A 23,844-nucleotide genomic window follows, 5' to 3' on the forward strand; every position below is an offset into this window, starting at 1 on the left:
GAGCAACGACATGACGTTTTCAATCGTCGGACGCTGCGCCGAAACCGGCCAGTTGGGCATCGCCATCAGTTCATCGAGCATTGCCGTCGGCGCCCGTTGCCCCTGGCTGCGGGCCGGGGTTGGCGCGGTGTCGAGCCAGAACATCACCTTGCCTGCGCTGGGCCCGCAGATCCTCGACGAACTGGCCGCCGGCTCGGTTGCGCAGGAGGCACTGGACCGTGCCCTGGCGCGCAACGGCTACAGCGAGTATCGCCAGGTCGCCGTGGTGGACGCCCAGGGACGCACGGCGGTTTTCAGTGGTCGCCACGCCTTGGGCATCCACGGCGTGGTGATGGGTGAGCAGTGTGTGGCGGCCGGTAACCTGCTGGCGGGCGATGGCGTCATCGCCGCCATGGTCGCCGCGTTCGAGCAGGGTGAGGGCAGTCTCGCGTCCCGGCTGCTGGGCGCATTGCAGGCGGGACAGGCCGCCGGGGGCGAAGCCGGGGCGGTGCATTCGGCGGCATTGTCGGTGGTGGATGACCTGACTTGGCCGATTGTCGATCTGCGGATCGATTGGGCCGAGGAAAACCCCATCGGCGAACTGGAAAAACTCTGGCTCGCCTATCAGCCGCAGTTGCAGGACTACCTCACGCGAGCCCTCGATCCGACCCAGGCGCCCAGCTACGGAGTGCCGGGCGATGAGTGAGTTGCGCAGCCGCGCCCTGCTCGCCGAACTGGTGGGCTTTGCCACGGTCAGCCGCGATTCGAACCTGGCCTTGATCGAGTTCGTTCGCGATTACCTGCATGGCCTGGGCGTGAGCAGCGAGCTCATTTATAACGCCGAGCGCACCAAGGCCAACCTGCTGGCGAGTATCGGTCCGTCGGTGCCGGGCGGCGTGGTGCTGTCGGGACACACCGACGTCGTGCCGGCGGACGGGCAGGCCTGGACGGTCGAGCCTTTCCGCCTGACTGAAATGGACGGCAAGTTGTTCGGACGCGGTACAGCGGACATGAAAGGCTACCTTGCTTCGGTGCTGGCAGCGGTGCCGACATTCCTCGCCAGCCCGCTGCGGCGCCCGGTGCACCTGGCATTTTCCTATGACGAAGAAGTCGGTTGCCTGGGCGTGCGCAGTCTGCTGGACGTCCTGCCACAACGGGTTCCGCAACCGGCTTTGTGCCTGATCGGCGAGCCCACCGAACTGCAACCGGTGCTGGGCCACAAGGGCAAGTTGGCGATGCGCTGCCATGTCAAAGGCGCGCCTTGTCATTCCGCCTACGCACCCTACGGGGTCAATGCCATCGAGCACGCGGCGCGCTTGATTGGCCGTTTGGGAGAGATCGGCGAGGAGCTGGCCCAACCTTCGCGACACGACGCCCGCTTCGACCCGGCGTACTCAACGGTGCAGGTCGGCGTGATCCAGGGCGGCACGGCGCTGAACATCGTCCCCGCCGATTGCCGCTTCGACTTTGAAATACGCGCCTTGCCGGACTTCGCCCCGCAGGGGGTGGTGGAAAAATTGCAGGACTACGCCGAGCAGGCGCTGCTGCCCAGGATGCGGGCAGTCAACAGGGACACCGCGATCCGTTTCGAGCCGTTGTCTGCCTACCCCGGTCTGGTGACCTCGCCGGACAGCGACGCTGCGCGCCTGGTGGCCCGCCTCTGCGGCAGCGATGCCTTTGGCACCGTGGCGTTTGGCACCGAAGGGGGGCTGTTTCATCAGGCCGGCATCCCGACGGTGGTTTGCGGCCCCGGCAGCATGGACCAGGGGCACAAGCCCGACGAGTACGTGAGCCTCGAGCAGATGGCCGCTTGTGACCGGTTGATGGAGCGCCTCGCCATTCACCTGGGCGAGCCCGATGGAAGGGACCCGGGATGAACAGTTTTGCAATCGCTGTAGACCACGCCGCCCGCGTTTACGGTCACTTTTGAGTCCCGTCGCCGACTCGTGCGGGCGAGCCGGCATTTTCGAGGAACCGTTTCATGTCCAGATCCTTGCGTTGCAACATTGCGTGTGCCCTGGCGTTGCTGAGCACCAGCGTCCTGGCCGCGCCACAAAGCCTGACCGTGATCTCATTCGGCGGCGCCACCAAGTTGGCCCAGGACAAGGCCTATTTCCAACCCTTCAACGCCAGCGGTGCGGGAAACATCGTGGCCGGCGAATACAATGGCGAACTGTCGAAGATCAAGGCGATGGTTGCGGCCGGGCATACCAGTTGGGATGTGGTCGAAGTGGAAAGTCCCGAATTGCTGCGCGGTTGCGAAGAAGGTTTGTTTGAAAGACTCGACCCGGCGGCGATAGGCAAACCTGCGGATTTCGTCCCAGGGGCGCTCACTGAGTGCGGCGTGGCGACGTACGTCTGGTCGATGGTCCTGGCTTATGACCAGAGCAAACTGACCAAGGCGCCCACGTCCTGGGCGGACTTCTGGAACGTGAACGAGTACCCGGGCAAGCGCGGTTTGCGCAAGGGCGCCAAGTACACCCTGGAGATCGCCTTGCTGGCGGATGGCGTGAAGACAGAGGATCTGTACAAGGTCTTGAACACGCCGGAAGGCGTGACGCGGGCATTTGCCAAACTGGACCAGATCAAGCCGAACATCCAGTGGTGGGAAGCAGGCGCCCAGCCGGCGCAATGGCTGGTGGCCGGGGACGTGGCGATGAGCGCAGCCTACAACGGTCGCATCGCCTCGGCGCAGAAGGAAGGCATGAAGCTGAGCATCGTCTGGCCGCAGAGCCTGTATGACCCGGAATATTGGGCCGTGGTCAAAGGCACGCCAAACAAGGCCCTGGCGGAGAAATTCATCGCTTTTGCCAGCCAGCCGCAGACTCAGAAAGTCTTCTCGGAGAATATCCCCTACGGACCGGTGCATCGCCAGACGCTTGCGTTGCTGCCTGCCGACATCCGTGAGCAACTGCCCACCGCGGAGGCCAACCTGGCGCAGGCGCAAGCGGTGGATGCTGAGTTCTGGGTCGACCACGGCGAGGAGTTGGAACAGCGTTTCAATGCCTGGGCGGCTCGCTAGTATCCAACCTGATATCGAACCGCTCTTGTGGCGAGGGGGCAAGCTCCCTCGCCACGAAGGTATGAGGCTCGCCGGCCTACGCCAACCACTCCTTGAACTGCTCCTTGCAGTAATCCACGAACAGCTGCGCCGGCTTGGTCAGGTGCGCGCGCTTGAGCCAACCGGCCACCAGTGCCGAACCGGTCACGTCCTCGGCGATGCTGACGCACACCACCTGCTGTCCGTCGTAGGTGCAGCTCGATTGCGGACGGGTCACCAGCACGGCGAAGCCAAAACCCTGGCCGACCATGCCGCGTACCATCTCGATGGAGGGCGAGCTGAAGACGATGTTCGGCGCCAGGCCCAGCTCCTCGAAGATACTCACGAAATACGTCCGGCTGGGTTGTACGTCCAACAGGATCATCGGCTCGAGCGCCAGGTCCCGAAGCGATACCTGCGCTTGATCGGCGAAGCGATGGCCCGCCGGCAGCAATGCATAAGGTCGCTGCGGCGCTGTCAGCGCTTCGGTTTCGATCGTGCTGTCGAGATCGTGCTCATAGAAAATCGCCAGGTCGAAACGCCCACCGGTCAGTCCCTGGACCAGTTCCTGTTGCTCGCCATCCTGAACGCGGATTTCCACGCCGGGAAAGCGCTCGCGAAAACCCGCGATCAGCCGTGGCAGGTAGAGCGGGGCGACTGTCTCGAAGCAGCCGATGTCGATCTGGCCACTGACCACGTCATTGTCGGCCAACGCGTTCTGCTCGAATTCCCGGGCCATGCGCAACAGCTCCTGGGCCTTGCGATAGAACCGCGCACCGGCCGGAGTCAGCGAGACGCCCTGGGCGTGATGACGGATCAACAACTGCACGCCGAAACTGTCTTCCAGGCCCTTGACCGCCGTGGCAATCGACGGCTGGGCGATGTACAGCTTGCGAGAGGCTTCGGCGACGCTGCCACATTCCACGGTGGTGACGAAATACTTCAACTGACGCAGGGAGTAGGACGCCACGGCACACCTCGATCCGGATGATTTTGCGTACCTTACCGTGAGCCACTCGTGCAGGGCGACGGGCCTTGCAACGGATTTTGCTCGGCAGTGGCGATATCCAGGCTGGCTTGTCGAGCGGGCAGAAAAAACGCCCGCCGAAAAGACCTTGGCAGGCGCCTGGGAAAGACCGGCACAGAAGGAGGGACTGGCCGGGGTTGGGTGCGTAATCAGGCTACCGGGATGGACGGGTCAGCCGCCGCCAGTGCGGCTGTGCGGTCGGCGGCGGGCGGATAGATCCACACCGAGTTGATCTGGTGCTTGAGCTCCTTGGCTTCCTGGCCGACCAACTTGACTTGGCGATCCCACCCTTCGGTGTACACCGCGCCCCAGGCGCCCAGGTCAAGGCACGTCACGTATTTGGGCTGGCTGTAGGTCATCGGCGCGACGCCAAGCAGGTCGGCGGCCACGTTGTTGCCTGCGTAGCGGCCCAGGGCGATGGCGTGCTGGCAGGACATGGCCGCGTAATTACCCAGGTCATCGGTGGCGGCATAGGCCACGTCGCCGGTGGCGTAGACGTCGTTCTGCCCGAGCACCTTCAGGTAGCCGTCGACGTGCAGGCGGCCCTGGCGATCATGGGTTCCGGGTATTTGCCCGGTCAGGGGGCTGGCGCGGAAACCGACGGTCCAGATGACGGTCCTGGACTCGATCCGCTTGCCGTCCGACAAGGTCACGCCGCCGGCATCCACCGATGCGACCGAGGCATTGAGGATCCACTCGATACCCAGGTGATCGGACGCTTCGATGATCGACGGGCTGATTCCTTCGCCCAGCGCCGCCCCGATTGTCGGTCCGCGGTCGACCACGATCACGCGAATCTTGGCATCGTTGCCGAGCACCGCGCGCAAGCGGGCGGGCATTTCGGTGGCAGTCTCGATCCCGGTAAAGCCGCCGCCAGCCACCACCACGGTGTTGCGAGCGGGGCTGTCAGGCAGGGCTGCAAGGGATTTCAAATGGGCTTCGAGGCGCGAAGCCTGCTCGATCTCATCCACGTCGAATGCGTGTTCGAGCATGCCTTCCAGGTCGGGGCGCATCAGCTTGCTGCCTGCGGCCAATACCAGCCGATCGTAGCCCAGGATGGCTTGGCCGCCGAACGCGTCGCGGTAGCCAACTTGCCTGCGGTTGACGTCGATGCTTTCGGCGACGCCTTGGACGAAGTTCACGCCGACCGAGTCGAACAACCCGGCCAAGGGCGCCATCATGGTATGGACGTCAGGCTCGTAGAATCGCGGGCGGATGCGCAACTCGGCCTGGGGCGCGAGGACGCTGATCTGTATGTCGTTGCGATCATGTTGGTCGAGCAGGCGGGCCGCGCTGAGTGCGCTCCATACGCCGCCAAAACCGGCGCCGACGATCAAGATGTGCTGTTTCATGATGTGCTCCCGAAGACGAAATCGATACGTTGAATTGTTTGTTTCAGCGTGACCGTGTTGCGAAGTACCCAAAAATGCGCGGCCCGATGCAGGAAAGCATCAGGCGCACTCAGCTTCGGCTCGCTGCGGGAATGGTAGGCGTCGGTACGGGTTGCAACACTTCTACATAGGGTCAGTGGCGGCATGCCTGGGTGTGACGCAACTATACGAAGGTATGAACGGTGGCGTTCGGGTCATTCCATCGGCGGCAATCGCCGCTTCACCGGCGTCTTCTTGACGATGGCCGTATTGGTCTCGGCAAGCACGTTCAATTTATCCAGCAGAACATCCAACTGCTCCATCGACCGCACATGCAGCCGCGCGATGAAACAATCCTCGCCCGTTACCTTGTCGCACTCGGTGAATTCACCGATGGCCTGGATCTGCCGCTCCACCTCCTGCAATTGTCCCGGCAACGGACGAATGCGCACGATGGCCTGGAGTTGGTAACCGAAACACTTCGGATCGACCTCGACGGTATAACCCTTGAGCACGCCGCGTTCTTCAAGTCGGCGCAGGCGTTCGGCAACGCTGGGGGATGACAGGCCGCTGAGGTTCGCCAAGGCCTTGAGCGAGCGTCGCGAATCTTCCATCAAGGCGTTGATGAGGATCTGGTCGATGGCATCGGTCATTTTTCGCTCCGTTAGGCAATTACCTGAAATGGCCTTGATAAAAAAGGCCAGGAGCCAGTCTAGCCTTTTTCAAGCCATGGAGAAGCGGCCGGGCGGCTCGGCATACTGTGCTCACTTACCGAAGGAGAGCCTGAAGATGGACAAGACCCTACGCCGCGGTTCGCTCGAGATGACCGCCGCCATGCTGATTTCCGGAACCATAGGCTGGTTCGTGCTGGTGGCCGGCCTGCCCGTATTGGACGTGGTGTTCTGGCGTTGCGTATTTGGCGCCGGCACGTTGCTGCTGATTTGCGCGGGTCTCGGTTTCCTGCGCCCAGGTGTGCTGACCCGCACGACGTTCCTGCTGGCGGTACTCAGCGGCGTGGCGATCGTGGGTAACTGGGTACTGTTGTTCGCTTCCTACTCCCGCGCTTCGATCGCGATCGGCACGGCGGTCTACAATGTCCAGCCGTTCATGCTGGTGGGGCTGGGGGCGTTGTTCCTGGGGGAGAAGATCACCGCGCAAAAGCTGTTCTGGCTGGCGGTTTCGTTCCTGGGAATGTTGGCAATCGTCAGCGCCCATGGCGAGCAAGGGCAGGGCGGCGAAGACTATCTGGCGGGCATCGCCTTGGCGTTGGGTGCGGCTTTCCTATACGCCATCGCAGCGCTGATCATCAAGCGCCTGAGCGGTACGCCGCCCCACTTGATCGCGCTGGTCCAGGTCAGCACCGGGATATTGTTGTTGGCGCCATGGGCGAATCTCTCGTCGTTGCCCCAGCAACCCGAGGCGTGGGCCAGCCTGCTGACCCTTGGCATGATCCACACCGGTGTCATGTATGTGCTGCTGTACAGCGCAATCCAACGGTTGCCGACTGCCTTGACCGGCGCGCTGTCCTTTATCTACCCGATCGCGGCGATCTTCGTCGACTGGTTTGCCTTCGGCCATCGCCTCGAACCGCTGCAATGGCTGGGTGTGGCGGCGATCCTGCTGGCCGCTGCCGGCATGCAGCAGGGCTGGGGCATCAAGTGGCGTCGCCCAGCCCTGTCGTGACCGGCAAGCGTTGTCAGAAGATGTAGTCGGTGGTCAGGAAGTTTGAATCCCGCTCCCGGATGATGTCGCTGATCAGCGCTTTGTTGTTCTCCTGGAACTTGGTCGCCACCAGCGTGCGGATCGAAAAGGTGCGCAGCGCATCGTGGACCGACAGCGTGCCTTCGGCGGAGTTTTTCCGGCCATTGAAAGGGAAGGTGTCGGGGCCACGCTGGCATTGGGCATTGATGTTGATGCGCCCGACCTGGTTGGCGAAGGTGTCCACCAGCTTGCCGACTTCGGCCGGGTTGGTGCCGAAGATGCTCAGTTGCTGGCCGAAGTCGGATTCCAGCACGTAGTCGACCACGGTATTGAGGTCGCGGTACGGCACGATAGGCACCACCGGACCGAATTGTTCTTCATGGTAGACCCGCATGGCGGTATTCACCGGGTAGAGCACCGCCGGATAGAAGAACGACGCGCGGGATTCCCCGCCGTGCTGGTTCATGACGCTTGCGCCCTTGGCGATGGCATCGGCCACCAGGGAATGCAAGTAATCGACCTTGCCGGCTTCAGGCAACGGCGTCAGCGCCACGCCCTCTTGCCAAGGCATGCCAGGTTTAAGGGCGGCGAGTTTGGCGTTGAATTTCTCGATGAACGCCGGCGCGACGTCCTCATGGACAAACAGGATCTTCAACGCCGTGCATCGTTGTCCATTGAACGACAGCGAACCGGTCAGTGCTTCGCTGACGGCATTATCCAAATCGACCTCTCGCAGTACCAGGCCGGGGTTCTTGGCATCCAGACCCAGGGCGGCACGCAGGCGATGTGGACGCGGATGGAGTTTCTTCAGGTCGCTGGCGGCCTTGTTGGTGCCAATGAAGGCGAATATATCGATCTTGCCGCTGGCCATCAGTGCGCTGACCGTTTCCCGGCCGCTGCCGTAGATCACGTTGATGACGCCCGCCGGAAAGCTGTCGCGAAAGGCTTCCAGCAACGGCCGTATCAGCAGCACGCCGAGCTTGGCGGGCTTGAAGACCACGGTGTTGCCCATGATCAGCGCGGGAATCAGGGTAGTGAAGGTTTCGTTCAGCGGATAGTTATAGGGGCCCATGCAGAGGGCGACGCCAAGGGGGACGCGGCGGATCTGGCCCAGGGTGTCCTGTTCCAACTCGAAGCGGCTGGACCGGCGGTCCAGTTCCTTGAGGGCATTGATGGTGTCGACGATGTAGTCGCAGGTACGGTCGAATTCCTTCTGGGAGTCCTTGAGGTTCTTGCCGATTTCCCACATCAGCAGCTTGACCACTGCTTCGCGCTGTTCGCGCATGCGCGCCAGGAAGGCTTCGACGTGGCGGATGCGTTCGGCGACGCGCATCGTCGGCCAGGTGCCCTGGCCGCGATCGTAGGCGCGGACGGCAGCGTCGAGCGCGGTCAGTGCCGTCTCCGCGTCCAGCAGCGGCGTGCTGCCGAGAATCACCTGTTCATCACCATTCGGGCCGGCCAGGTAAACCGGGCTGCGCACGGTGGCCAGTGGGCCTTGCCAGGTTCTCAGGACGCCATCGACCAAGTATTCCCGTTGTTCGACGGGGTCACCAAGACGGTAGGCGTCCGGGATATCAGCGGCGCTGGGGAATAAATCGGAAAACAGGTTGGCTGTGGTCATATCGTTACTCCATCAATGAAATGAGCCATGGGCTGACAGTCTGCAGCGCACTTAGCGTTATACGCCTTAATGGAGGTGATTTCGAAGTGGCAGGGGCGTGCGGCTGTCCTGCCTGCGCCCTTGCCACGGCTGTGCCTGCTGCCGGTAGCCGGCGTTTACCAACGCATCCGCACGCCCAGGCTGGCGATGACGCCGTTGAGGTCGTTATCGTCGACGTCACTGCTGTAATCGGCGCTGACGTACAGGCTGACTACCGGGGTAACCCGGGCAACCAGGCCCAGGCCCACTTCAACGGTCGACGATTTACGGCTGCTGCTGATCTTGTCGACTTTGTCCAGCGTGAGGGTGTCGGCACTCTGGACCGTGTGCCACAGGTTCGTGCGCACGTAGGGCTCGACGCCCAGGCCGTTGACCTGGTAGGTCCCCTTGAGCCGGGCGCCGACACGACCGCTCCAGGTACTCAGCTCGCTGCTGTCGCCATTTTCCCCGTTCGGCGTATCAAGGGTGATGCGTTGGTTGATCAATTGGGCCTGGGGCTCGACCACCCAGTTTTCGCTGATGCCGATGGGAAAGCCGCCTTCGACCGACAGGGTGACGGCGCTGCCCTCGGTGGCATGGCGCTGGCCCTGTTCGTCCAGGCTGAAACCGTTGACCCGACCGCCGCTTGCGCTCAGATCCACGTGCCAGCCCGCAGGGCCGGTCAGGCTCCAGTAGGCCCCCAGGTTGGGACCCTGCAGGTTCCAGGCGTCTTGGCCGGGCTCGGCGAGGGCCGGCGTTATCAACATCCCGCTGCCATTGGCGATGATCCGGTTCTGGCCGCCGATCAATCCGACGCGTTGGGTGTGGCCGCTGGTGTTTCGCAGGGTAAAAAGCGCGGGGCTTTTGCCAGAAGTGGGGTCGTTGCTCGCTTGGTTATCGGCGGGTGTCCGGTCATACCAAGGCGCGGCGAGGGATCGTCCAGCTCTGCCAGCGCCGGCATCGACGAACACAGCAACAGGGAAGTGGAGACGGTGCAGAAGGTGGTTTTGAGTTCCTGGGTGCGGGAGGAAGTTTTCATGGGGGTCTGCCTTGCAATCGCATGCATTTCTCGCTTAAGGCGTCTCTCCTACCCCGAATGAGGGGCGACCGAATGGGATGAGGCAAACCTCTGGCGGCCCGCGATGCGGGTTCCAGCGGCCTGCCCCTGACTGTGTTCCGGGGGGTAGTACGGTGTAGTCAAGAAGACCGGAGCGGTCACGTCAAGAAATTGGCCGACAAATGGCAGAGTGAAATCATCCAGTTCTAACCCAATGATTTAATGCAAATAAAAACGACCCATTTTCGGCGTCAAATCCTCGTCGTTTCGACTCACCACTGAATCCGCACACCAATATTCCCCTTCATGCTGCGTTGCTGGCTGCTGTCCAGGTTATTGCTGTAGTCGACGCCCGCATAGGCACTGACCGTAGACGCCAGGCTCACGATGACGCCCACACCCAGGTCCGCTGTCGAGGCGCGTTGCTCGGTCTCGATCCGTTGGGTGTCGTCGAACGTCACCGCGTCGGTGCCGGAAAAGGTATGCCAGATATTGGCCCAGAGCAGGCGCTGTCACCCTGGCGGTCGTGGAAGGTGCCCAGGGCCATCGAGGTCAGTTGCGCAGCGGCCGGATGGACAGGATCCGACCACCGTTCATTTCAAACTCGTCGGCTTCCGAACCTTGCTCGACGTCACCGTCGACCACACCGTCGGCGTTGATCACGATACGGTTGTTACCGGCATCGAAGACGACGTTGCCCTGGATGAGGCCGCTGCCGGAGACAGTCAGTCCGTTGTTGCCCGACAGATCGGTCAGCCCGGTTGCGCTGGTTCCGCTGTCGCACACGTAAGTATCGTCGCCTGCCGTGGGTGACAACACGCAGGCCGCCATCGTTGATGGGGCGGGAAGCAGGAACGGAGCCGTTACCCACAAGACATTGAACAGCCGATTGAAACGCCGATCGCGCCGAATCAGGTCAGAGATGCACTTCCACAGCCAGCGGCAAGTGATCGCTCAAATGTGTCCAGGGCTTGTTGCCGAGGATCTGCGGGGCATGGCTGGTGGCATTGCGCAGGTAGATTCGGTCCAGGCGCAGCAGCGGGAAGCGGGCAGGGTAGGTCCGGGCAGGACGCCCGTGATGGTGTTCAAAGGCTTCGTGCAGGTACTGGCGACGGGCAAGCGTGACGTTTCCGCGCAATTGCCAGTCGTTGAAGTCTCCCGCGATGATCACCGGCGCGTCTTCGGGAAGCGAGTCGAGCAATTTGCAGAGCAGCTTGAGCTGCAATTGGCGATGGCTCTCCAACAGGCTCAGATGCACGCAGATCCCATGGACTTCGGCATGGCCCGGTACGTCCAGCACGCAATGCAGCAGTCCGCGCCGTTCAGGGCCTGTGATCGACACGTCGAGGTTGCGAAATTGGCGGATCGGGTATTTGGAAAGCAGCGCGTTGCCATGATGTCCGTCGGGGTACACCGCATTCCGGCCGTAGGCGAAGTCGCTCCACATGCTGTCGGCCAGGAACTCATATTGGGAGGTCTGGGGCCAGTTGTCGTAGCGCATGGCATGTCGATCATGTTCACCAAGCACTTCCTGGAGAAAAACCAGGTCGGCACCCGTGGCGCGGACCGCTTCGCGCAGCTCCGGCAAAATGAAACGACGGTTGAGGGCGGTGAAGCCCTTGTGGGTATTGACCGTGAGGACACGCAGTCGATGAATCGCCGCGGGTGTGTCCAGCGGCACGGATTCTTCGGCCCGCCAGTGGGAATCGCGAGTCACGTTCACTCCTGAATCAGTCGTCTCTGTTCATGCGACTGACGGCGGCTGAGGCAGTTCCGAAATTGTTGGTTCATAAGACGCTCGAAGGCGTCATGTAACTATGTGGGAGCGAGCTCCCACAGGAACTGGCGATCAGATAAACACGATTTCGTACGGCATGCCCATGCGATCAAGGATGACCCGCGGCACCAGCGGTGAGATGCCGGTGGTCGGTTCGCTGCTGAGCTGGCTGGCATAGGCGTGCATGGCGTGGCGCTTACGGGCGGTGGTCCAGACGTCCAGGCGCAATTTACGCGCCCGATGCCAGGGGAGCCTGTTTTGTTCACGAACCGGCCAATGCCAGGCCCACACCGGCAGTTCATTGAACGCCGCGCCGACGGTTTCGGCAGCCAAGGCTCCGGCCCGGCCGACCGTATCGTGGTCGCTGTCGCCGTCCAGGCGCCAGGTGCTGAACACCACGTCGCCAGGCTTGAGGTAATGGCCAATGAATGCAGTCAATTGGGCTTCATGTTCGGCAAGGCTCTTTTCCGGAAACCCCCCGCGTACCCATTGCAGGCCATGGGAAGGCACGCCCAGGCGATGCAAGGCGTCCACGCTTTCCTGGGGATGCGGGCGGAACGTGCGCAGTCGCTCATCGGACCACAACGGTGAGCCGGGGTGGCTGAGGGTGCCGTCGGTAACCGAGATCAATAACATCGGTTGGTCCAGGTTGCTCAAGAGCTGGAGCAACCCGCCACAAGCGCCCACCTCGTCGCCAGGGTGCGGGGCAAGGATGACCGCGCGGGCGCCTGCGGGAATGAGTGTCTGGGTGCTGATGATCGGAATGTCGGCCAGTTGCGGAGCGCTGTTCCAGATTTGCGGATGATGTCGGCCTTGCAGGCGAGAGGCGGGTTTCATGAGCTACGTCCTTGTCTTGTCCAATCGTTCAGTCACGCATCGGGCCAACCGCCCAATGCCGCCCCTTGGGGCCTGACTGTGATTCGCGATGTTCCGAGTCCTGGAATCGACCGCAGGCGAAGTATTGACCATGCCGGCGGATTCGTCGCGGCAGAATATGTATCTGGACCGGTTTTTTTTGTTCGAGTTGATGCGAGCAGGGCGCGCGTCCTTGCGCTACCCGGTTCTGGACGTGCCTTATTCCTCTTCGTCGCGTTGAAGCTCGAACAGCAGCAGCGAGCGCCCGGTTACGGAGTATTCGGAATCGAAGTCGAAACGCTCCTGGCCGCGCACAGCCGGTTGGTTGGTGTCGACCATGCACGTCCAGAAGCTGCCTTCGGGCACCTCCGGCAAGCGGAAGTTGACAATGTCGTGGTGGGCGTTGACCACCAACAGCAGCGTCGCGTCGCCACCCTTGCGACGGATGCCGGTCTCTTGGGCGCGACCGTCCATCAGCATGCCCAGGCAACGACCGTGGCTGTCCTCCCATTGCTCGACGGTCATCTCGCTGCCGTCCGGGGCCAGCCAGGTGACGTCCTTGACGCCGATGTCCTCGTTGTAATTGCCCACCAGGAACCGACCGCGTCGCAGGATCGGATAGGACATGCGCAGCTTTATCAGGCGCCTGACGAATTTGAGCAACGCCTCGCCATCCGCGCTCAGGTCCCAATTGACCCAGCCGATCTCGCTGTCCTGGCAATAGGCATTGTTGTTGCCGTGCTGGGTGCGGGCGAACTCATCGCCGGCGACGATCATCGGTGTGCCTTGGGCCAGTAACAGCGTGGCGAAGAAGTTGCGCATCTGCCGGTGGCGCAATGCGTTGATCTCGGGGTCATCCGTCGGGCCTTCGACGCCGTGGTTCCAGGACAGGTTGTTGTTGCTGCCGTCCTGGTTGTTCTCGTCGTTGGCCTCGTTGTGCTTGTCGTTGTAAGACACCAGATCGTGCAAGGTGAAGCCGTCGTGGGCAGTGACGAAGTTCACCGAGGCGTACGGGCGTCGGCCACGTTGGTTGAACATCTCGCCCGACGCGGTCATTCGGCTGGCGAAGTCGGCCAGTTGGCCATCGTCGCCTTTCCAGAAGGCGCGCACGGTGTCGCGAAACTTGTCGTTCCATTCGACCCAGCCGGGTGGAAAGCGTCCGACCTGATAGCCACCCGGACCGCAGTCCCAGGGTTCGGCGATCATTTTTACCTGGCGCAGCACCGGGTCCTGGCGACAGGCAACGAGGAAACTGTGGCGCTCATCGAAGCCGTCGTGATAACGGCCCAGAATGGTCGCCAGGTCGAAACGGAAACCGTCCACGTGCATTTCCGTGGCCCAGTAGCGCAAGGAATCGGTGACCATTTGCAAGACGCAGGGGTGACTCAGGTCCAAGGTGTTGCCGGTGCCCGAATCGTTGATGTAGTAACGCTTGTCGTCGGGCATCAGCCGGTAATACGAGGCGTTGTCGATACCACGCATCGACAGGGTCGGGCCTTGTTCGTTGCCCTCGGCGGTGTGGTTGTAGACCACGTCGAGGATGACTTCCAGGTTTGCCTCGTGCAGGTGCGCAACCATTTCCTTGAATTCGGCGATCTTGCCGCTGGCCAGGTAGCGCGGGTCCGGGGCAAAGAAAGCGATGCTGTTGTAGCCCCAGTAATTGGTCATGCCTTTGTGCAGCAGGTGCTGGTCGTTGACGAATGCGTGGATGGGCAACAATTCCACCGACGACACGCCCAGCTTGCGGATATGTTCCAGGACATCATCGACCATCAGGCCGGCGAACGTGCCCCGCAGGTTCTCGGGCACCGAGGGATGGCGCATGGAGATGCCGCGCACGTGGGTTTCATACAGGATGGTCTTGTCCCATGGCACGCTGACCCGATGATCACGGCCCCAGGTGTGAGCCGGGTCGATGACCTTGGACTTGGGCACGAACGGCGCGCTGTCGCGCTCATCGAAGCTGAGATCGCCATCGGGGTGGCCAATGGTGTAGCCGAACAAGGCCTCCGACCATTTCAACTCGCCCACCAACTGCTTGGCGTAGGGATCGATCAGTAATTTGTTGGGGTTGAAGCGGTGCCCGTTTTCCGGGTCGTAGGGGCCGTAGACGCGGTAGCCGTAGATCAGCCCCGGATGGGCGTCCGGCAGATAGCCGTGGTAGATCTCATCAGTGTATTCGGGCAGTTCGATGCGCTCGAGTTCGACTTCGCCTGTGTCGTCGAAGATACACAGTTCGACCTTGGTGGCGTTGGCTGAGAACAACGCGAAATTGACCCCCAGGCCATCCCAGGTCGCGCCGAGCGGAAACGGCAGCCCTTCACGAATCCGCGATGCCTCGACAACGGGCGGCGGCGTGGTTTTTTTCGGACGGGTCATAGTTGCTCCTGCAAAAGACAGATACGGTGGTGCGCTGCACGCAGGACTGCGTGCCTTGCGCTTGTGGCGAGAGGAAGAATCCCCACGCCACAAGCAGGCCTCTTCGCTAAAAGAAGCACTGGCTTGAGAACGATGAGTCCGCGGGGTCAGACGGCCGGAGGCTTGCGCGGCGCGCGTGGCTTTTTGGCGCTGGCCTTGTCGGCGGGCGGGACCACTGCGGCGGTGGCCGCCGAAGGTTTGGCCGCGGGCTTGGCCTTGGGCGTGGTGCCCTTGGTGGCGGGCTTGGCAGCAGTGCTCTTGGCCGCCGCCGGCTTCGTGCCGTCGGTCTTGCTTGCCGCAGACTTGCTTGCCGCTTTCGGCGGTTTGCTCGGCGCCAAGGCTTCGGCCTCGGCCAGCTTGCGCGCCATCTCCCAATGGCGTTTTTCCTGCCCGGCAGGCTTACCCTCCGATTCCCAGATCTGATAGGCAAATTCGCGTATGCGTTTATCGTCGGTACTCATCGCAGTGCTCCTGACTTGACTCAAGGTTCAATAAAGACATTGACCGGGAAATCCCCCAGCGCGGCGCTGACCATCAGCTCCCTTTGGGGTGTGACTGTTGCGCTTGCAAAAAGTCCCTTCAGTTTTACGCCTTCGGCGGCAAACGGTAGCGAGATGCGCGTGTCGCCCCAGTCCGATGCAGCGACCTGGGGCAGGGCACTGTTTTCCAGCAAGCGCGCCGCGTGAATCGGCACCACGACGATTGCTCGCTGTTGCTGGTGCTCGCGCATGAAAGCCAATACGCGCTCGGCGTGCTGCCCCTGTACCGCCAACGGCTGGTAGCTGCCCTGGCGGAACAATTGCGGGTAATCGGACCGCAAGGCCAGCGTCCGCGCGATCAGGGCCTGCTTGACGCGCCCGTCACGCCACTCACTGATCAGCGTTGAGGGCGAGCTCTCGGCGTGCAACGCCTCGCGGCGGGCAGCGAAATCCACCGGGCGGCGGTTGTCCGGATCCACCAGGCTGAAGTCCCAGAACTCGTTGCCCTGGTACAGGTCCGGTACCCCGGGCACGGTCATGCGCAGCAAAGTTTGCGCCAGGCTGTTGAGAGCGCCCGCCGGAGCGATGGCCTGGACCGCTTCGGCGATGGCGCTGCGCAACGGCAAGCCCTCGTCGCACAGCAGCAGCCGCTCCAGGAACATTTGTGTCGCGTGTTCATAGGCCTCGTTGACGGCGGCCCAACTGCTTTGCAGCTTGGCTTCGCGCAGGGCCTTGCGTTGCCATTGCCACAGGCGTTCAGCATAGTCGCTCAAGGCCTTCTGGTCCTGCAGGTCGAGGTCCAGGGGCCAACTGCCGAGCAGGGCCTGGTAGAGAATCAACTCATCACCGGTCGATGGCGACGCGGGGTCGCTGTGCAGCGAGGGCGAAAGGATCCGCCATTGCTCCACGCACGTGGTGTACCAGTCCGGGCGCTCGCTGATCACCGCCAGCCGGGCACGGGTGTCTTCGCCGCGCTTGTGGTCATGGGTGGCGGTGGTGATCAGGTTGTCGGGAAAATGCTTGAGCCGCTCGGTGCAAGCGTCGTGGAACTCTTGTGCCGGCGCGCTGAACCGTTCGGTGTTGTAGCCCACGTCGTTGCGTGAAAGCAGCACCGCCGAACGATAGAGCGCGGTGTCCTCGACCGCTTTGGCGGCGGCCGGCGAGGTCAGTTGCTGGAAGCGTACGCAGGCATGCCGCAAGCGTTTACGCTGGCTTCCCCTCGGACGTTGGCGCCAAGGCATGCCGCCGAGCCAGTCCGCCAGGCAATCGAGCACCGGCCAGTCGGCCTCGCTGAGGGTTTGCCGGGCGCCATCAAGGGCTTTCTGGAAAAACACCTCGTCCTCGGCGGAGCGACCCAAAGGGCTGATGTAGGTGCGATACACCGGGAAGTGCACGATCAATTCCTGCAAGGCCCGGCGAATCGCGCCCAGGGTCAAGTCGCGGGTCATCACGTCGTCCCGGGCGACCTGCAGCAACGCCTGGGCCACGCTTTCGAAATCCCCGGCCAGGGAACCGTTGAGAATCTGCTGGCGGGCCAGGCGAGCCTCTTCGATGAAATGCGCAGGCCGCTCGCTGTTTCGGCTCCAGAATTCAGCGAGACGCTCGGCACTGGCCGGGTCATGCTGCAGCAGCGAAATCTGGTTCATGAACTCATAACCGGTGCTGCCATCGACGTTCCAGTCGCGGCGCAGCGTTTCGTCATCGCCCAGGATTTTCTCGACGAAAATCGGCAGGTGCCGCGAGGGTGAAAGCGAGTCGACGCGACGGCGCAGTTTGCGACAGTAACCGCGAGGGTCGGCCAGGCCGTCGATGTGATCGATCCGCAGGCCGTCGACCAAGCCTTCGGCGATCAGCTCGAAAATTTTCGCGTGGGTTGCCTCGAACACCGCCGGGCGTTCGACCCGCAGGCCACCCAATTCGTTGACATCGAAAAAGCGCCGCCAGTTGATGTCGTCCGCCGCTGTGCGCCAACTGGCGAGGCGGTAGCTCTGGCGTTCCAGTAGCTGATGCAGGCGTTCGAAACCTTCGGCTTCCAGCGAATCGTAGCTGCGCAAATTGCCTTCGATCGCGCCAGGAATACCGGGCTGGGAAGCCAGCTCTCGCAGCTCCTGTTGCAGTGGCCGGGACAGGGAGTGGGCGTCGGTCTGGTAGTTCAGGGTGGTGAAACGCTCGGCCAGCGCCTTGAGCGCGTCGACCTGTTCCTGCGGCAGGTTGTCCGAGGGTTTGAGCAGTTCACCGTACTGCATCGGGCAAATGGGGAAATGGTGTTCATAGTGCTCGACAAAGAAGCTGCCTTGATCGGCGTCGAAGCGCAGTTTGAGCGTGCCTTCCTGCAACGCCACGCCGTAGTCGCTCCCCAGGAAGGGCAACAGCAACTGGCCTTCCATCAGCGGATCGGGTGAGTGCCACTGGATGTCGAAGAATTCGCCATAGGGGCTCAGGCGCCCCCATTCCAGCAGGTCGAGCCACCAGGGATTGTCGTTGCCGCCAACGGCCATGTGGTTGGACACGATGTCGAGGATCAGGCCCATCCGGTGTTCGCGCAAGGTTGCTACCAGGCGCCTGAGCGCGGCCTCACCGCCCAGTTCCGGGTTGACCTGGGTTGGGTCGACCACGTCGTAGCCGTGCATGGAGCCGGCCCTGGCCTTGAGTAGCGGCGACGCGTAGAGGTGGCTGATACCCAGGGAGGCGAAGTACGGCACCTGGGCGATGGCGTCGTCCAGGGTGAAGCCTTTGTGAAATTGCAGGCGCAAGGTCGCCCGCAGCGGTTGAATCAAGGTCTGGTTCATCGGTCACGCTCGTTCGCCTGAAGTCTCGCGCAGGCGAGTATTTCCAGACGCCGCGCGGCGTCCGGGTCGTCCAGCAGCGCTCGGCTCTCCAGAGCCAGGCGCCGCCGCCAGTTGGGGTGGGTGTCGGTGGTGCCGGGGAGGTTGGCCTGCTCATCGATGCCCAGGGCATCTTCCAGCGGCAGCAACACCAGTGGCGCTCGGGTATGGCCCAGGAAACGCACGCTGGCGTCCAGTACCTGGTCGGTTTCGCGGTGCTCCTCGCGAAAATTCTGCGGATCCTGGTTCAGCGCGTTGCGCAACCCGTCGCGTTCACGCTGGCGATGTTTGCGCCAATCCATCTCGGTGTGGGAGTCGATCAGTTCCAGCCGGGCGTTCCAATCGATGTCATGGCCGTGCCACCAGCCATTGAGCGTCGGCAGGTCATGGGTGCTGGTGGTCGCCAGGGCGTTGTCCGGCCAATCGAGAATGGGCTTGAAATGGGTGTTGTCCTGTTCGAACAGCAGCACGCGCATGCCCAGGATGGAGCGGGCAATGAGCTTGTCCCGCAGGCCATCCGGCACGGTGCCGAGGTCTTCGCCCAGTACGATGGCCTGATGACGATGGGACTCCAGGGCCAATAGCCGCAACAAGTCATCGATCGGGTAATAGAGGTAGGCACCATCGGTAGGCGGGGCGTCGTTGGGGATCACCCACAACCGTTGCAATCCCATGATGTGATCGATGCGCAAGCCGCCCGCGTGAGCGAAGTTGGCCCGCAACATCTCGATGAACGCACGGAACCCGTTGCGAACCAGCCCCTCCGGGGAAAACGCCGAGATGCCCCAGCCTTGGCCCGAGCGATTGAGGATGTCGGGTGGTGCGCCAACCGTAAGGGACGCGAGCAATTCATCCTGCCGGCTCCAGGCCTGGCTGCCGCCGCCGTCGGCACCCACCGCGAGATCAGCGATCAGGCCGATGCCCATGCCGCTGGATTTGGCCGCGCTCTGGGCGCGCTCCAGGCAGCGGGCGATCAACCATTGGCAGAAAGCGTAGAAGCCGATTTCGTCAGCGTTTTCCTCGGCGAAACGGGCAATGGCCGCACTGCGCGGATCGCGCCATTCTTCAGGCCACTGGCGCCAGTCGAGGCTTTCGCCGCGCGCCGCGCGTTCGGCCTGGAGGGCTTCGAAGCGGCAGTGATTTTCCAAAGCCTCGCCGCTGCTGTGGCGAAAGCTGCTGAAGTCTTCGTGCAGCGGATGCTCGCCCTGGCTGAAGCCGTCATACAGGGCCCGAAGCACCCGCTGCTTGGCTTGCGCGGCGACCGGCCAGTCAATGAGCGGCTGCTCTTCGAGGCTGCGCAATTGGTTGGTCAAGCCGCTGGCGTCGATCGCCGTGCGCAGCGCACGTTCGCCGAGGATGGTGCCCGGCGCCGCGTACAGGCTGTTGAGAAACAACCGGCTGGAGGGCGAGTATGGGCTGTAGCGGCCGGTGTCGCTGCTGAACATCGCATGCATCGGGCTGATCGCAAGGGCATCGGCGCCCCGTTCGCCGGCGACCCGCGCCAGCTCTTCGAGGGCCTGGGTGTCGCCGAACCCGCCATCGCCCGGGCGGCGCAGCGAATACAGTTGTGCGCTCAAGCCCCAGGCCCGAGGCGTTGGGTCGTCCACGGCATCCGCCACGCTGTAGCAGCGGGCCGGTGCCACGGCCAGGGTGAAATGCTGGCCCTGGATGCTCACGTGCTGATACCCCACCGGGACGATCCCCGGCAGGGACGCGTCGGCATCGAGTTTCGAGTTCATCGTGGCGCCGTCCTCGAGCTGGATCTCGCAAGGCGTGCCGGGTTCGAAATAACGGCTCAGGTCGACATTCACGCCGACGTCCGCCGTGATCAGCGGCGGCAGGCGGTGGTTCTGTTGATCTTTTTGCAACTGCAGCAGGCTAGCGTCGATTTCCTGGGCGCTACCGGCGGGATGACCCAGGCCGGTGAGGACCGAACGCAGGACCGCCGGCGATACTTTCTGGGCACGACCGTTGGCGTCGATCCAGTCCACCGCCAGGCCTGCCTGGCCGGCGAGGATTTCCAATTGCGCATCGCTCATAGGCGCTCTCCAGTAAGGGTGGGCAAGGATGCCGCTTGCGTCAGACTGACCAGCGCGCTGTAGGGCGTGAGAACCCCCTGTTGCAACAGACCCATGGCCTGCGGTGGATGTTCGAAAAGAATCTGCGCGTCTTGCGGGGCGCTGTGTTCGACCGGCTGGTCGCTGAGGTTCAGGTCGATGCGCAACACACTGCCATCCCCCATTTGCCAGCGTGCGCTGACCGCCCCATGGCCCAGCACCTCGGCGCCCAAGGCATGGGCCGCGGGCAGGCGCGGGACGATTTCCTCCCGGCGGATTTTCAGCAACTGGCGATATAGCGCTTCGCTGGCCAGTTGCTCCGGCTGGTGTGCTTCCAGGCTTGGCCGTGAGGCCTCGAAAGTGCTGGCCGCATTTGGATCAGGGATCCGCTTGCGCTTTTCGGGATCGGCAAAAGCGCTGAACGCCTTGAACTCGTTGCGTCGGCCTTCGCGAACCAGCTCTGCCAGCTCGCCGTGGTGGCTGGTGAAGAACAGGAACGGTTGTTCGGCGACCACTTCATCGCCCATGAACATCAGCGGAATCATCGGCGACAACAGCAATAGGGCCGTCGCGGCTTGCAACGCTTGTGGCGGCGCCAGTTGATGCAAGCGCTCACCGAGGGCGCGGTTGCCTACCTGGTCGTGATTCTGCAGGAACAGCACGAACGCGCTCGGTGGAAGATGGCCGCTGGGCTCGCCACGGGACTCGCCATGGCGGTTGGTATGGCCCTGGAACACGAAGCCCTGGCTGAGGCAGCGGGCGAGTTGTTCCGTCGGTTGTTCGGCGTAGTCGGCGTAATAGGCGTCGGTCTCGCCCGTCAGCAGCACGTGCAGCGCGTTGTGTCCGTCATCGTTCCACTGGGCGTCGTAGCCCTGTTCCAGGAGGCTGGCCTGGTTGTGTTCGTTCTCGACGGTCAGCCAGACATACCGCGTCGGGTCCACTTGCTGACGCACCCTGGCGGCCAACTCCTGGAGGAAGTCCGGGTCCTCGATGGCGTGCACGGCATCCAGGCGCAGGCCGTCGAAACGGTATTCCAACAGCCACATCAGCGCATTGTCGATGAAGAAATCACGTACCTCGCGGCGACGGAAATCTATCGCCGCGCCCCAGGGCGTGTGTTTGTCTTCGCGAAAGAAGCCCTTGGCGTAGCGGTGCAGGTAGTTGCCGTCGGGGCCGAAGTGGTTGTAGACCACGTCCACGATGACTGCGAGGCCATGGCCATGGGCGCTGTCGATCAGGTGCTTGAGCTGGTCCGGCGTGCCGTAGGAAGCCTGGGGGGCGTAAGGCAGTACGCCGTCGTAACCCCAGTTGCGATCTCCCGGAAACTGCGACAGCGGCATCAGTTCAATGGCGGTGACGCCAAGCCCGGCCAGGCGCGCCAGTTGCTGTTCGACACCTTCGAAACCGCCGAGGGCGCCGACGTGCAGTTCATAGATGACCGCATCGTACCAGGGGCGACCGCACCAATTGGTGTGGCGCCATTGATAAGCGTGGGGGTCGACCACCACGCTGTGGCGGTCAATATCACCGTCCTGGGAGCGGGAAGCCGGATCAGGCACTTCCAGTTCACCGTCGATGTTGTAGCGATAGCGAGTGCCGGCGGGGCAACGGGCCTGGATCATGAACCAGCCATTGGCCTGGGGCAGCATCGGTATGGATTCTCCAGTGTCGAGTTCGACACTGACGTAAAAGGCATCAGGGGCCCACAGGGCGAAACGGGTATGCTCGGGATCAAGCAGGACCGCGCCGTGGGTCCGGTGTTCAGGCGTCCTTGACGGCATCGGTTACCTCATTGTCTGGCCGATTTTCCCAACGATTTAACTACCAGTTGTTCGTAAAGTTCTGCGTAGGGTTCCACCGCCTTGCTCCAGTTGAAGGGCGCCGACATTGCCCGGCAACGCATGGCATTGAGCAGTTCGGGGAATTCGAAGACCTTGAACGCGCGGCCCAGGGCCTCCTTGTAGCTTTCCACGGTGGATTCGTTGAACAAGAACCCGGTGATGCCGTCCTCGATCGTGTCCGCAAGGCCGCCGGTGTTGCGGGCAACGGGCAGCGAGCCAAAGCGTTGCGCGTACATCTGGCTCAAGCCACACGGCTCGTAGCGCGAAGGCATCAGCAGGAAATCGCTGCCGGCGAACATCCGCCGGGCGTCGGTCTCGTTGAAGCCGATGCGCACGCCGATTCGTCCCGGAAAACGCAGGGCCAGTTCGCGCATGGCTTGTTCTTCTTCCGGCTCGCCACGGCCGATGATTGCGATCTGTCCGCCGGACTCGACGATGAATTCGGCAACGGCCTCCGTCAGGTCCAGGCCTTTCTGGTAGACCAGGCGCGACACCACGGCGAATAGTGGGCCGGTGGAATCGTCCAGGCCGAACAGGTCGCGTACATGCGCGGCGTTGGCGGCCTTGCCATCCCAATCGCCTATGGAAAACTGGCGTTGCAGGTGGGCGTCGGTGGCCGAGTCCCAGCTTTCGTCGATGCCGTTGGGGATGCCACTGAGCAGGCCTTGCTGGGTCTTGGCGGCAAGGAACCCATCGAGGCCGCAACCGAACGCCGGCGTGGTGATTTCCTGGGCGTAGGTGGCGCTCACGGTGGTGATGTGGCTGGAATAGGCCATGCCTGCCTTCAGAAACGACAGCTTGCCGTAGAACTCCATGCCTTCCTGTTGCAGCGCATGCTCGGGAATACCCAGCTCGGGGCAGGACGCCAAGCTAACCACGCCCTGGTACGCCAGGTTGTGGATGGTGAACAAGGTCGGGGTGCGTTGGCCGCGCCAATGCATATAGGCCGGCGCCAGGCCGGCGGGCCAGTCGTGCGCGTGGACCAGGTCGGGGCACCAGTGGATCTGTGCCAGGTTGGCGGCAATGTCCGCCGCGGCAAGGCCCAGGCGGGCAAAGCGGATGTGGTTGTCGGGCCAGTCGCGGCCGTTGTTGGCGCCGTAGGGAGAACCTTCACGAGCGTAGAGTTCGGGACAGATCAGTACGTAGATCACCAAGCCGTCGGCCATGTCCATGCGACCGATCTTGCAAGGAGGAAGCGCCGCATGGCCACCCAGTTCGCCGATGATGTGGATAGGATTGCCGCTGTTCATGACTTGCGGGTAGCCGGGGATCAGAATCCGGACATCATGCAGCCCGGCCATGGCCCGAGGCAGCGCGGAAGAAACGTCGCCCAGGCCGCCGGTTTTTACCAGGTCGGCGATTTCCGATGTCACGAACAGGACTTTCTTGCGATTGGGGTTCTGTCGAACGACAGGGAGCAGTGCCTTGCCTCCGGTGGCCAACACCGGCGCCGTCGGCGATTCAGCCGCCAGCGGTAGTTGAGAACGGATTTGCTGTGGTTCCAAGGCAGCACTGATCATATATAACTCCTATTTCTCGATCTGTTTCCGGCAAGCGCCAGAGCTGTTGTTTCATTGGCCGAATCCTGCGGCCAGGCGCACAAGCGCTACGCAAGGAGAGCAAAGCGCTGCCCAATGCGGCGAAGCGAATCAGGTGAGGGGACCGTTGCAAGGAATGCTCCAGTCGTTGTTGCCCTTCCTCTAACCTGACCTTTCGCCGTTGCGAAAAGTTTCGACTTTTTTTCGTCCTGATGACCGGTCGGTTTCCCCCCCGGATCGG

17 protein-coding genes and 2 pseudogenes are annotated in these 23,844 nt (G+C 62.6%); 4 read left to right on the forward strand and 15 right to left on the reverse strand.

All coding sequences use genetic code 11. From position 1 onward, the window contains the following. Window positions 1-10: 10 nt before the first annotated feature. From VQ575_RS11680 to VQ575_RS11690, 3 genes are all read left to right on the forward strand, one after another. Window positions 11-685 (forward strand): DUF1028 domain-containing protein, encoded by a 675-nt coding sequence (locus VQ575_RS11680; RefSeq protein ID WP_198723138.1) that lies wholly within the window; start codon window positions 11-13, stop codon window positions 683-685. Then, window positions 678-1,856 carry an acetylornithine deacetylase gene (argE, locus tag VQ575_RS11685; RefSeq protein WP_325919711.1) on the forward strand — a complete coding sequence of 393 codons (1,179 nt, stop codon included), beginning with the start codon at window positions 678-680 and terminating at the stop codon, window positions 1,854-1,856. Before VQ575_RS11680 ends, argE begins: the two co-directional genes overlap by 8 nt. A gap of 104 nt (window positions 1,857-1,960) precedes the next feature. Then, on the forward strand, window positions 1,961-3,001 hold the full coding sequence (locus tag VQ575_RS11690; RefSeq protein WP_039591052.1) for an ABC transporter substrate-binding protein: 1,041 nt from the start codon (window positions 1,961-1,963) through the stop codon (window positions 2,999-3,001). 76 nt (window positions 3,002-3,077) lie between these two features. Here VQ575_RS11690 and VQ575_RS11695 read toward each other — a convergent pair whose 3' ends face one another. The 3 genes from VQ575_RS11695 to VQ575_RS11705 all read right to left on the reverse strand — a co-directional run bounded on the left by VQ575_RS11695 (window position 3,078) and on the right by VQ575_RS11705 (window position 6,069). Further along, window positions 3,078-3,989: a LysR family transcriptional regulator gene (locus VQ575_RS11695; protein ID WP_198723140.1), complete on the reverse strand. Its 912-nt coding sequence runs from the start codon at window positions 3,987-3,989 to the stop codon at window positions 3,078-3,080. 206 nt (window positions 3,990-4,195) lie between these two features. After that, complete coding sequence (locus VQ575_RS11700; RefSeq protein ID WP_045155858.1) at window positions 4,196-5,398, reverse strand: NAD(P)/FAD-dependent oxidoreductase; 1,203 nt, start codon at window positions 5,396-5,398, stop codon at window positions 4,196-4,198. Window positions 5,399-5,631: 233 nt separating this feature from the next. After that, entirely contained in the window at window positions 5,632-6,069 is a 438-nt protein-coding gene (locus VQ575_RS11705; protein WP_039591048.1) for an Lrp/AsnC family transcriptional regulator, read from the reverse strand. Between the two features lie 136 nt (window positions 6,070-6,205). Between VQ575_RS11705 and VQ575_RS11710 the strand changes: the two genes are divergently transcribed. After that, complete coding sequence (locus VQ575_RS11710) at window positions 6,206-7,099, forward strand: DMT family transporter (RefSeq protein ID WP_198723141.1); 894 nt, start codon at window positions 6,206-6,208, stop codon at window positions 7,097-7,099. 13 nt (window positions 7,100-7,112) lie between these two features. Here the strand turns inward: VQ575_RS11710 and VQ575_RS11715 are convergent, their stop codons facing one another. The 12 genes and pseudogenes from VQ575_RS11715 to glgA form a co-directional block, all read right to left on the reverse strand. Continuing rightward, a complete protein-coding gene (locus VQ575_RS11715; RefSeq protein WP_039591044.1) occupies window positions 7,113-8,738 on the reverse strand; it encodes an NADP-dependent glyceraldehyde-3-phosphate dehydrogenase in 1,626 nt (541 codons plus the stop codon). A gap of 155 nt (window positions 8,739-8,893) precedes the next feature. Then, a pseudogene (locus VQ575_RS11720) lies at window positions 8,894-9,795 on the reverse strand (autotransporter domain-containing protein). A 290-nt stretch (window positions 9,796-10,085) separates the two neighbouring features. After that, window positions 10,086-10,316, reverse strand: a pseudogene (locus VQ575_RS11725) (autotransporter outer membrane beta-barrel domain-containing protein); the annotation flags it as partial. A 49-nt stretch (window positions 10,317-10,365) separates the two neighbouring features. Continuing rightward, window positions 10,366-10,632: a hypothetical protein gene (locus VQ575_RS11730; RefSeq protein ID WP_232916759.1), complete on the reverse strand. Its 267-nt coding sequence runs from the start codon at window positions 10,630-10,632 to the stop codon at window positions 10,366-10,368. 97 nt (window positions 10,633-10,729) lie between these two features. Further along, window positions 10,730-11,530 (reverse strand): endonuclease/exonuclease/phosphatase family protein, encoded by an 801-nt coding sequence (locus VQ575_RS11735; RefSeq protein ID WP_039591040.1) that lies wholly within the window; start codon window positions 11,528-11,530, stop codon window positions 10,730-10,732. Window positions 11,531-11,662: 132 nt separating this feature from the next. Beyond that, the gene (locus VQ575_RS11740; RefSeq protein ID WP_039591038.1) at window positions 11,663-12,427 is read right to left on the reverse strand and encodes a PIG-L deacetylase family protein; all 765 of its coding nucleotides are present in this window, start codon (window positions 12,425-12,427) and stop codon (window positions 11,663-11,665) included. 237 nt (window positions 12,428-12,664) lie between these two features. Further along, the gene (gene glgX / locus VQ575_RS11745; RefSeq protein ID WP_045155864.1) at window positions 12,665-14,824 is read right to left on the reverse strand and encodes a glycogen debranching protein GlgX; all 2,160 of its coding nucleotides are present in this window, start codon (window positions 14,822-14,824) and stop codon (window positions 12,665-12,667) included. 146 nt (window positions 14,825-14,970) lie between these two features. Continuing rightward, the gene (locus VQ575_RS11750; RefSeq protein WP_039591035.1) at window positions 14,971-15,324 is read right to left on the reverse strand and encodes a DUF2934 domain-containing protein; all 354 of its coding nucleotides are present in this window, start codon (window positions 15,322-15,324) and stop codon (window positions 14,971-14,973) included. A gap of 20 nt (window positions 15,325-15,344) precedes the next feature. Further along, window positions 15,345-18,131: a malto-oligosyltrehalose synthase gene (locus tag VQ575_RS11755; RefSeq protein ID WP_045155865.1), complete on the reverse strand. Its 2,787-nt coding sequence runs from the start codon at window positions 18,129-18,131 to the stop codon at window positions 15,345-15,347. Next, window positions 18,128-20,206 (reverse strand): 4-alpha-glucanotransferase, encoded by a 2,079-nt coding sequence (gene malQ, locus VQ575_RS11760; RefSeq protein ID WP_045155866.1) that lies wholly within the window; start codon window positions 20,204-20,206, stop codon window positions 18,128-18,130. The genes VQ575_RS11755 and malQ overlap by 4 nt, the downstream gene beginning before the upstream one ends. Further along, a complete protein-coding gene (treZ, locus tag VQ575_RS11765) occupies window positions 20,203-22,005 on the reverse strand; it encodes a malto-oligosyltrehalose trehalohydrolase (RefSeq protein WP_325919713.1) in 1,803 nt (600 codons plus the stop codon). The genes malQ and treZ overlap by 4 nt, the downstream gene beginning before the upstream one ends. An 8-nt stretch (window positions 22,006-22,013) precedes the next feature. Continuing rightward, window positions 22,014-23,585 carry a glycogen synthase GlgA gene (gene glgA / locus VQ575_RS11770; protein ID WP_325919715.1) on the reverse strand — a complete coding sequence of 524 codons (1,572 nt, stop codon included), beginning with the start codon at window positions 23,583-23,585 and terminating at the stop codon, window positions 22,014-22,016. Between the last annotated feature and the right edge of the window lie 259 nt (window positions 23,586-23,844).

The organism is Pseudomonas frederiksbergensis, assembly GCF_035751725.1.
Taxonomy (GTDB): domain Bacteria; phylum Pseudomonadota; class Gammaproteobacteria; order Pseudomonadales; family Pseudomonadaceae; genus Aquipseudomonas; species Aquipseudomonas frederiksbergensis_A.

Bases quoted from the DNA above. Each gene is read 5' to 3' on its own strand.
- VQ575_RS11680 (WP_198723138.1), top strand. From the start codon at position 11: ATGACGTTTTCAATCGTCGGACGCTGCGCCGAAACCGGCCAGTTGGGC.
- argE (WP_325919711.1), top strand. From the start codon at position 678: ATGAGTGAGTTGCGCAGCCGCGCCCTGCTCGCCGAACTGGTGGGCTTT.
- VQ575_RS11690 (WP_039591052.1), top strand. From the start codon at position 1,961: ATGTCCAGATCCTTGCGTTGCAACATTGCGTGTGCCCTGGCGTTGCTG.
- VQ575_RS11700 (WP_045155858.1), bottom strand. From the start codon at position 5,398: ATGAAACAGCACATCTTGATCGTCGGCGCCGGTTTTGGCGGCGTATGG.
- VQ575_RS11705 (WP_039591048.1), bottom strand. From the start codon at position 6,069: ATGACCGATGCCATCGACCAGATCCTCATCAACGCCTTGATGGAAGAT.
- VQ575_RS11710 (WP_198723141.1), top strand. From the start codon at position 6,206: ATGGACAAGACCCTACGCCGCGGTTCGCTCGAGATGACCGCCGCCATG.
- VQ575_RS11715 (WP_039591044.1), bottom strand. From the start codon at position 8,738: ATGACCACAGCCAACCTGTTTTCCGATTTATTCCCCAGCGCCGCTGAT.
- VQ575_RS11740 (WP_039591038.1), bottom strand. From the start codon at position 12,427: ATGAAACCCGCCTCTCGCCTGCAAGGCCGACATCATCCGCAAATCTGG.
- glgX (WP_045155864.1), bottom strand. From the start codon at position 14,824: ATGACCCGTCCGAAAAAAACCACGCCGCCGCCCGTTGTCGAGGCATCG.
- VQ575_RS11750 (WP_039591035.1), bottom strand. From the start codon at position 15,324: ATGAGTACCGACGATAAACGCATACGCGAATTTGCCTATCAGATCTGG.
- VQ575_RS11755 (WP_045155865.1), bottom strand. From the start codon at position 18,131: ATGAACCAGACCTTGATTCAACCGCTGCGGGCGACCTTGCGCCTGCAA.
- malQ (WP_045155866.1), bottom strand. From the start codon at position 20,206: ATGAGCGATGCGCAATTGGAAATCCTCGCCGGCCAGGCAGGCCTGGCG.
- treZ (WP_325919713.1), bottom strand. From the start codon at position 22,005: ATGCCGTCAAGGACGCCTGAACACCGGACCCACGGCGCGGTCCTGCTT.
- glgA (WP_325919715.1), bottom strand. From the start codon at position 23,585: ATGATCAGTGCTGCCTTGGAACCACAGCAAATCCGTTCTCAACTACCG.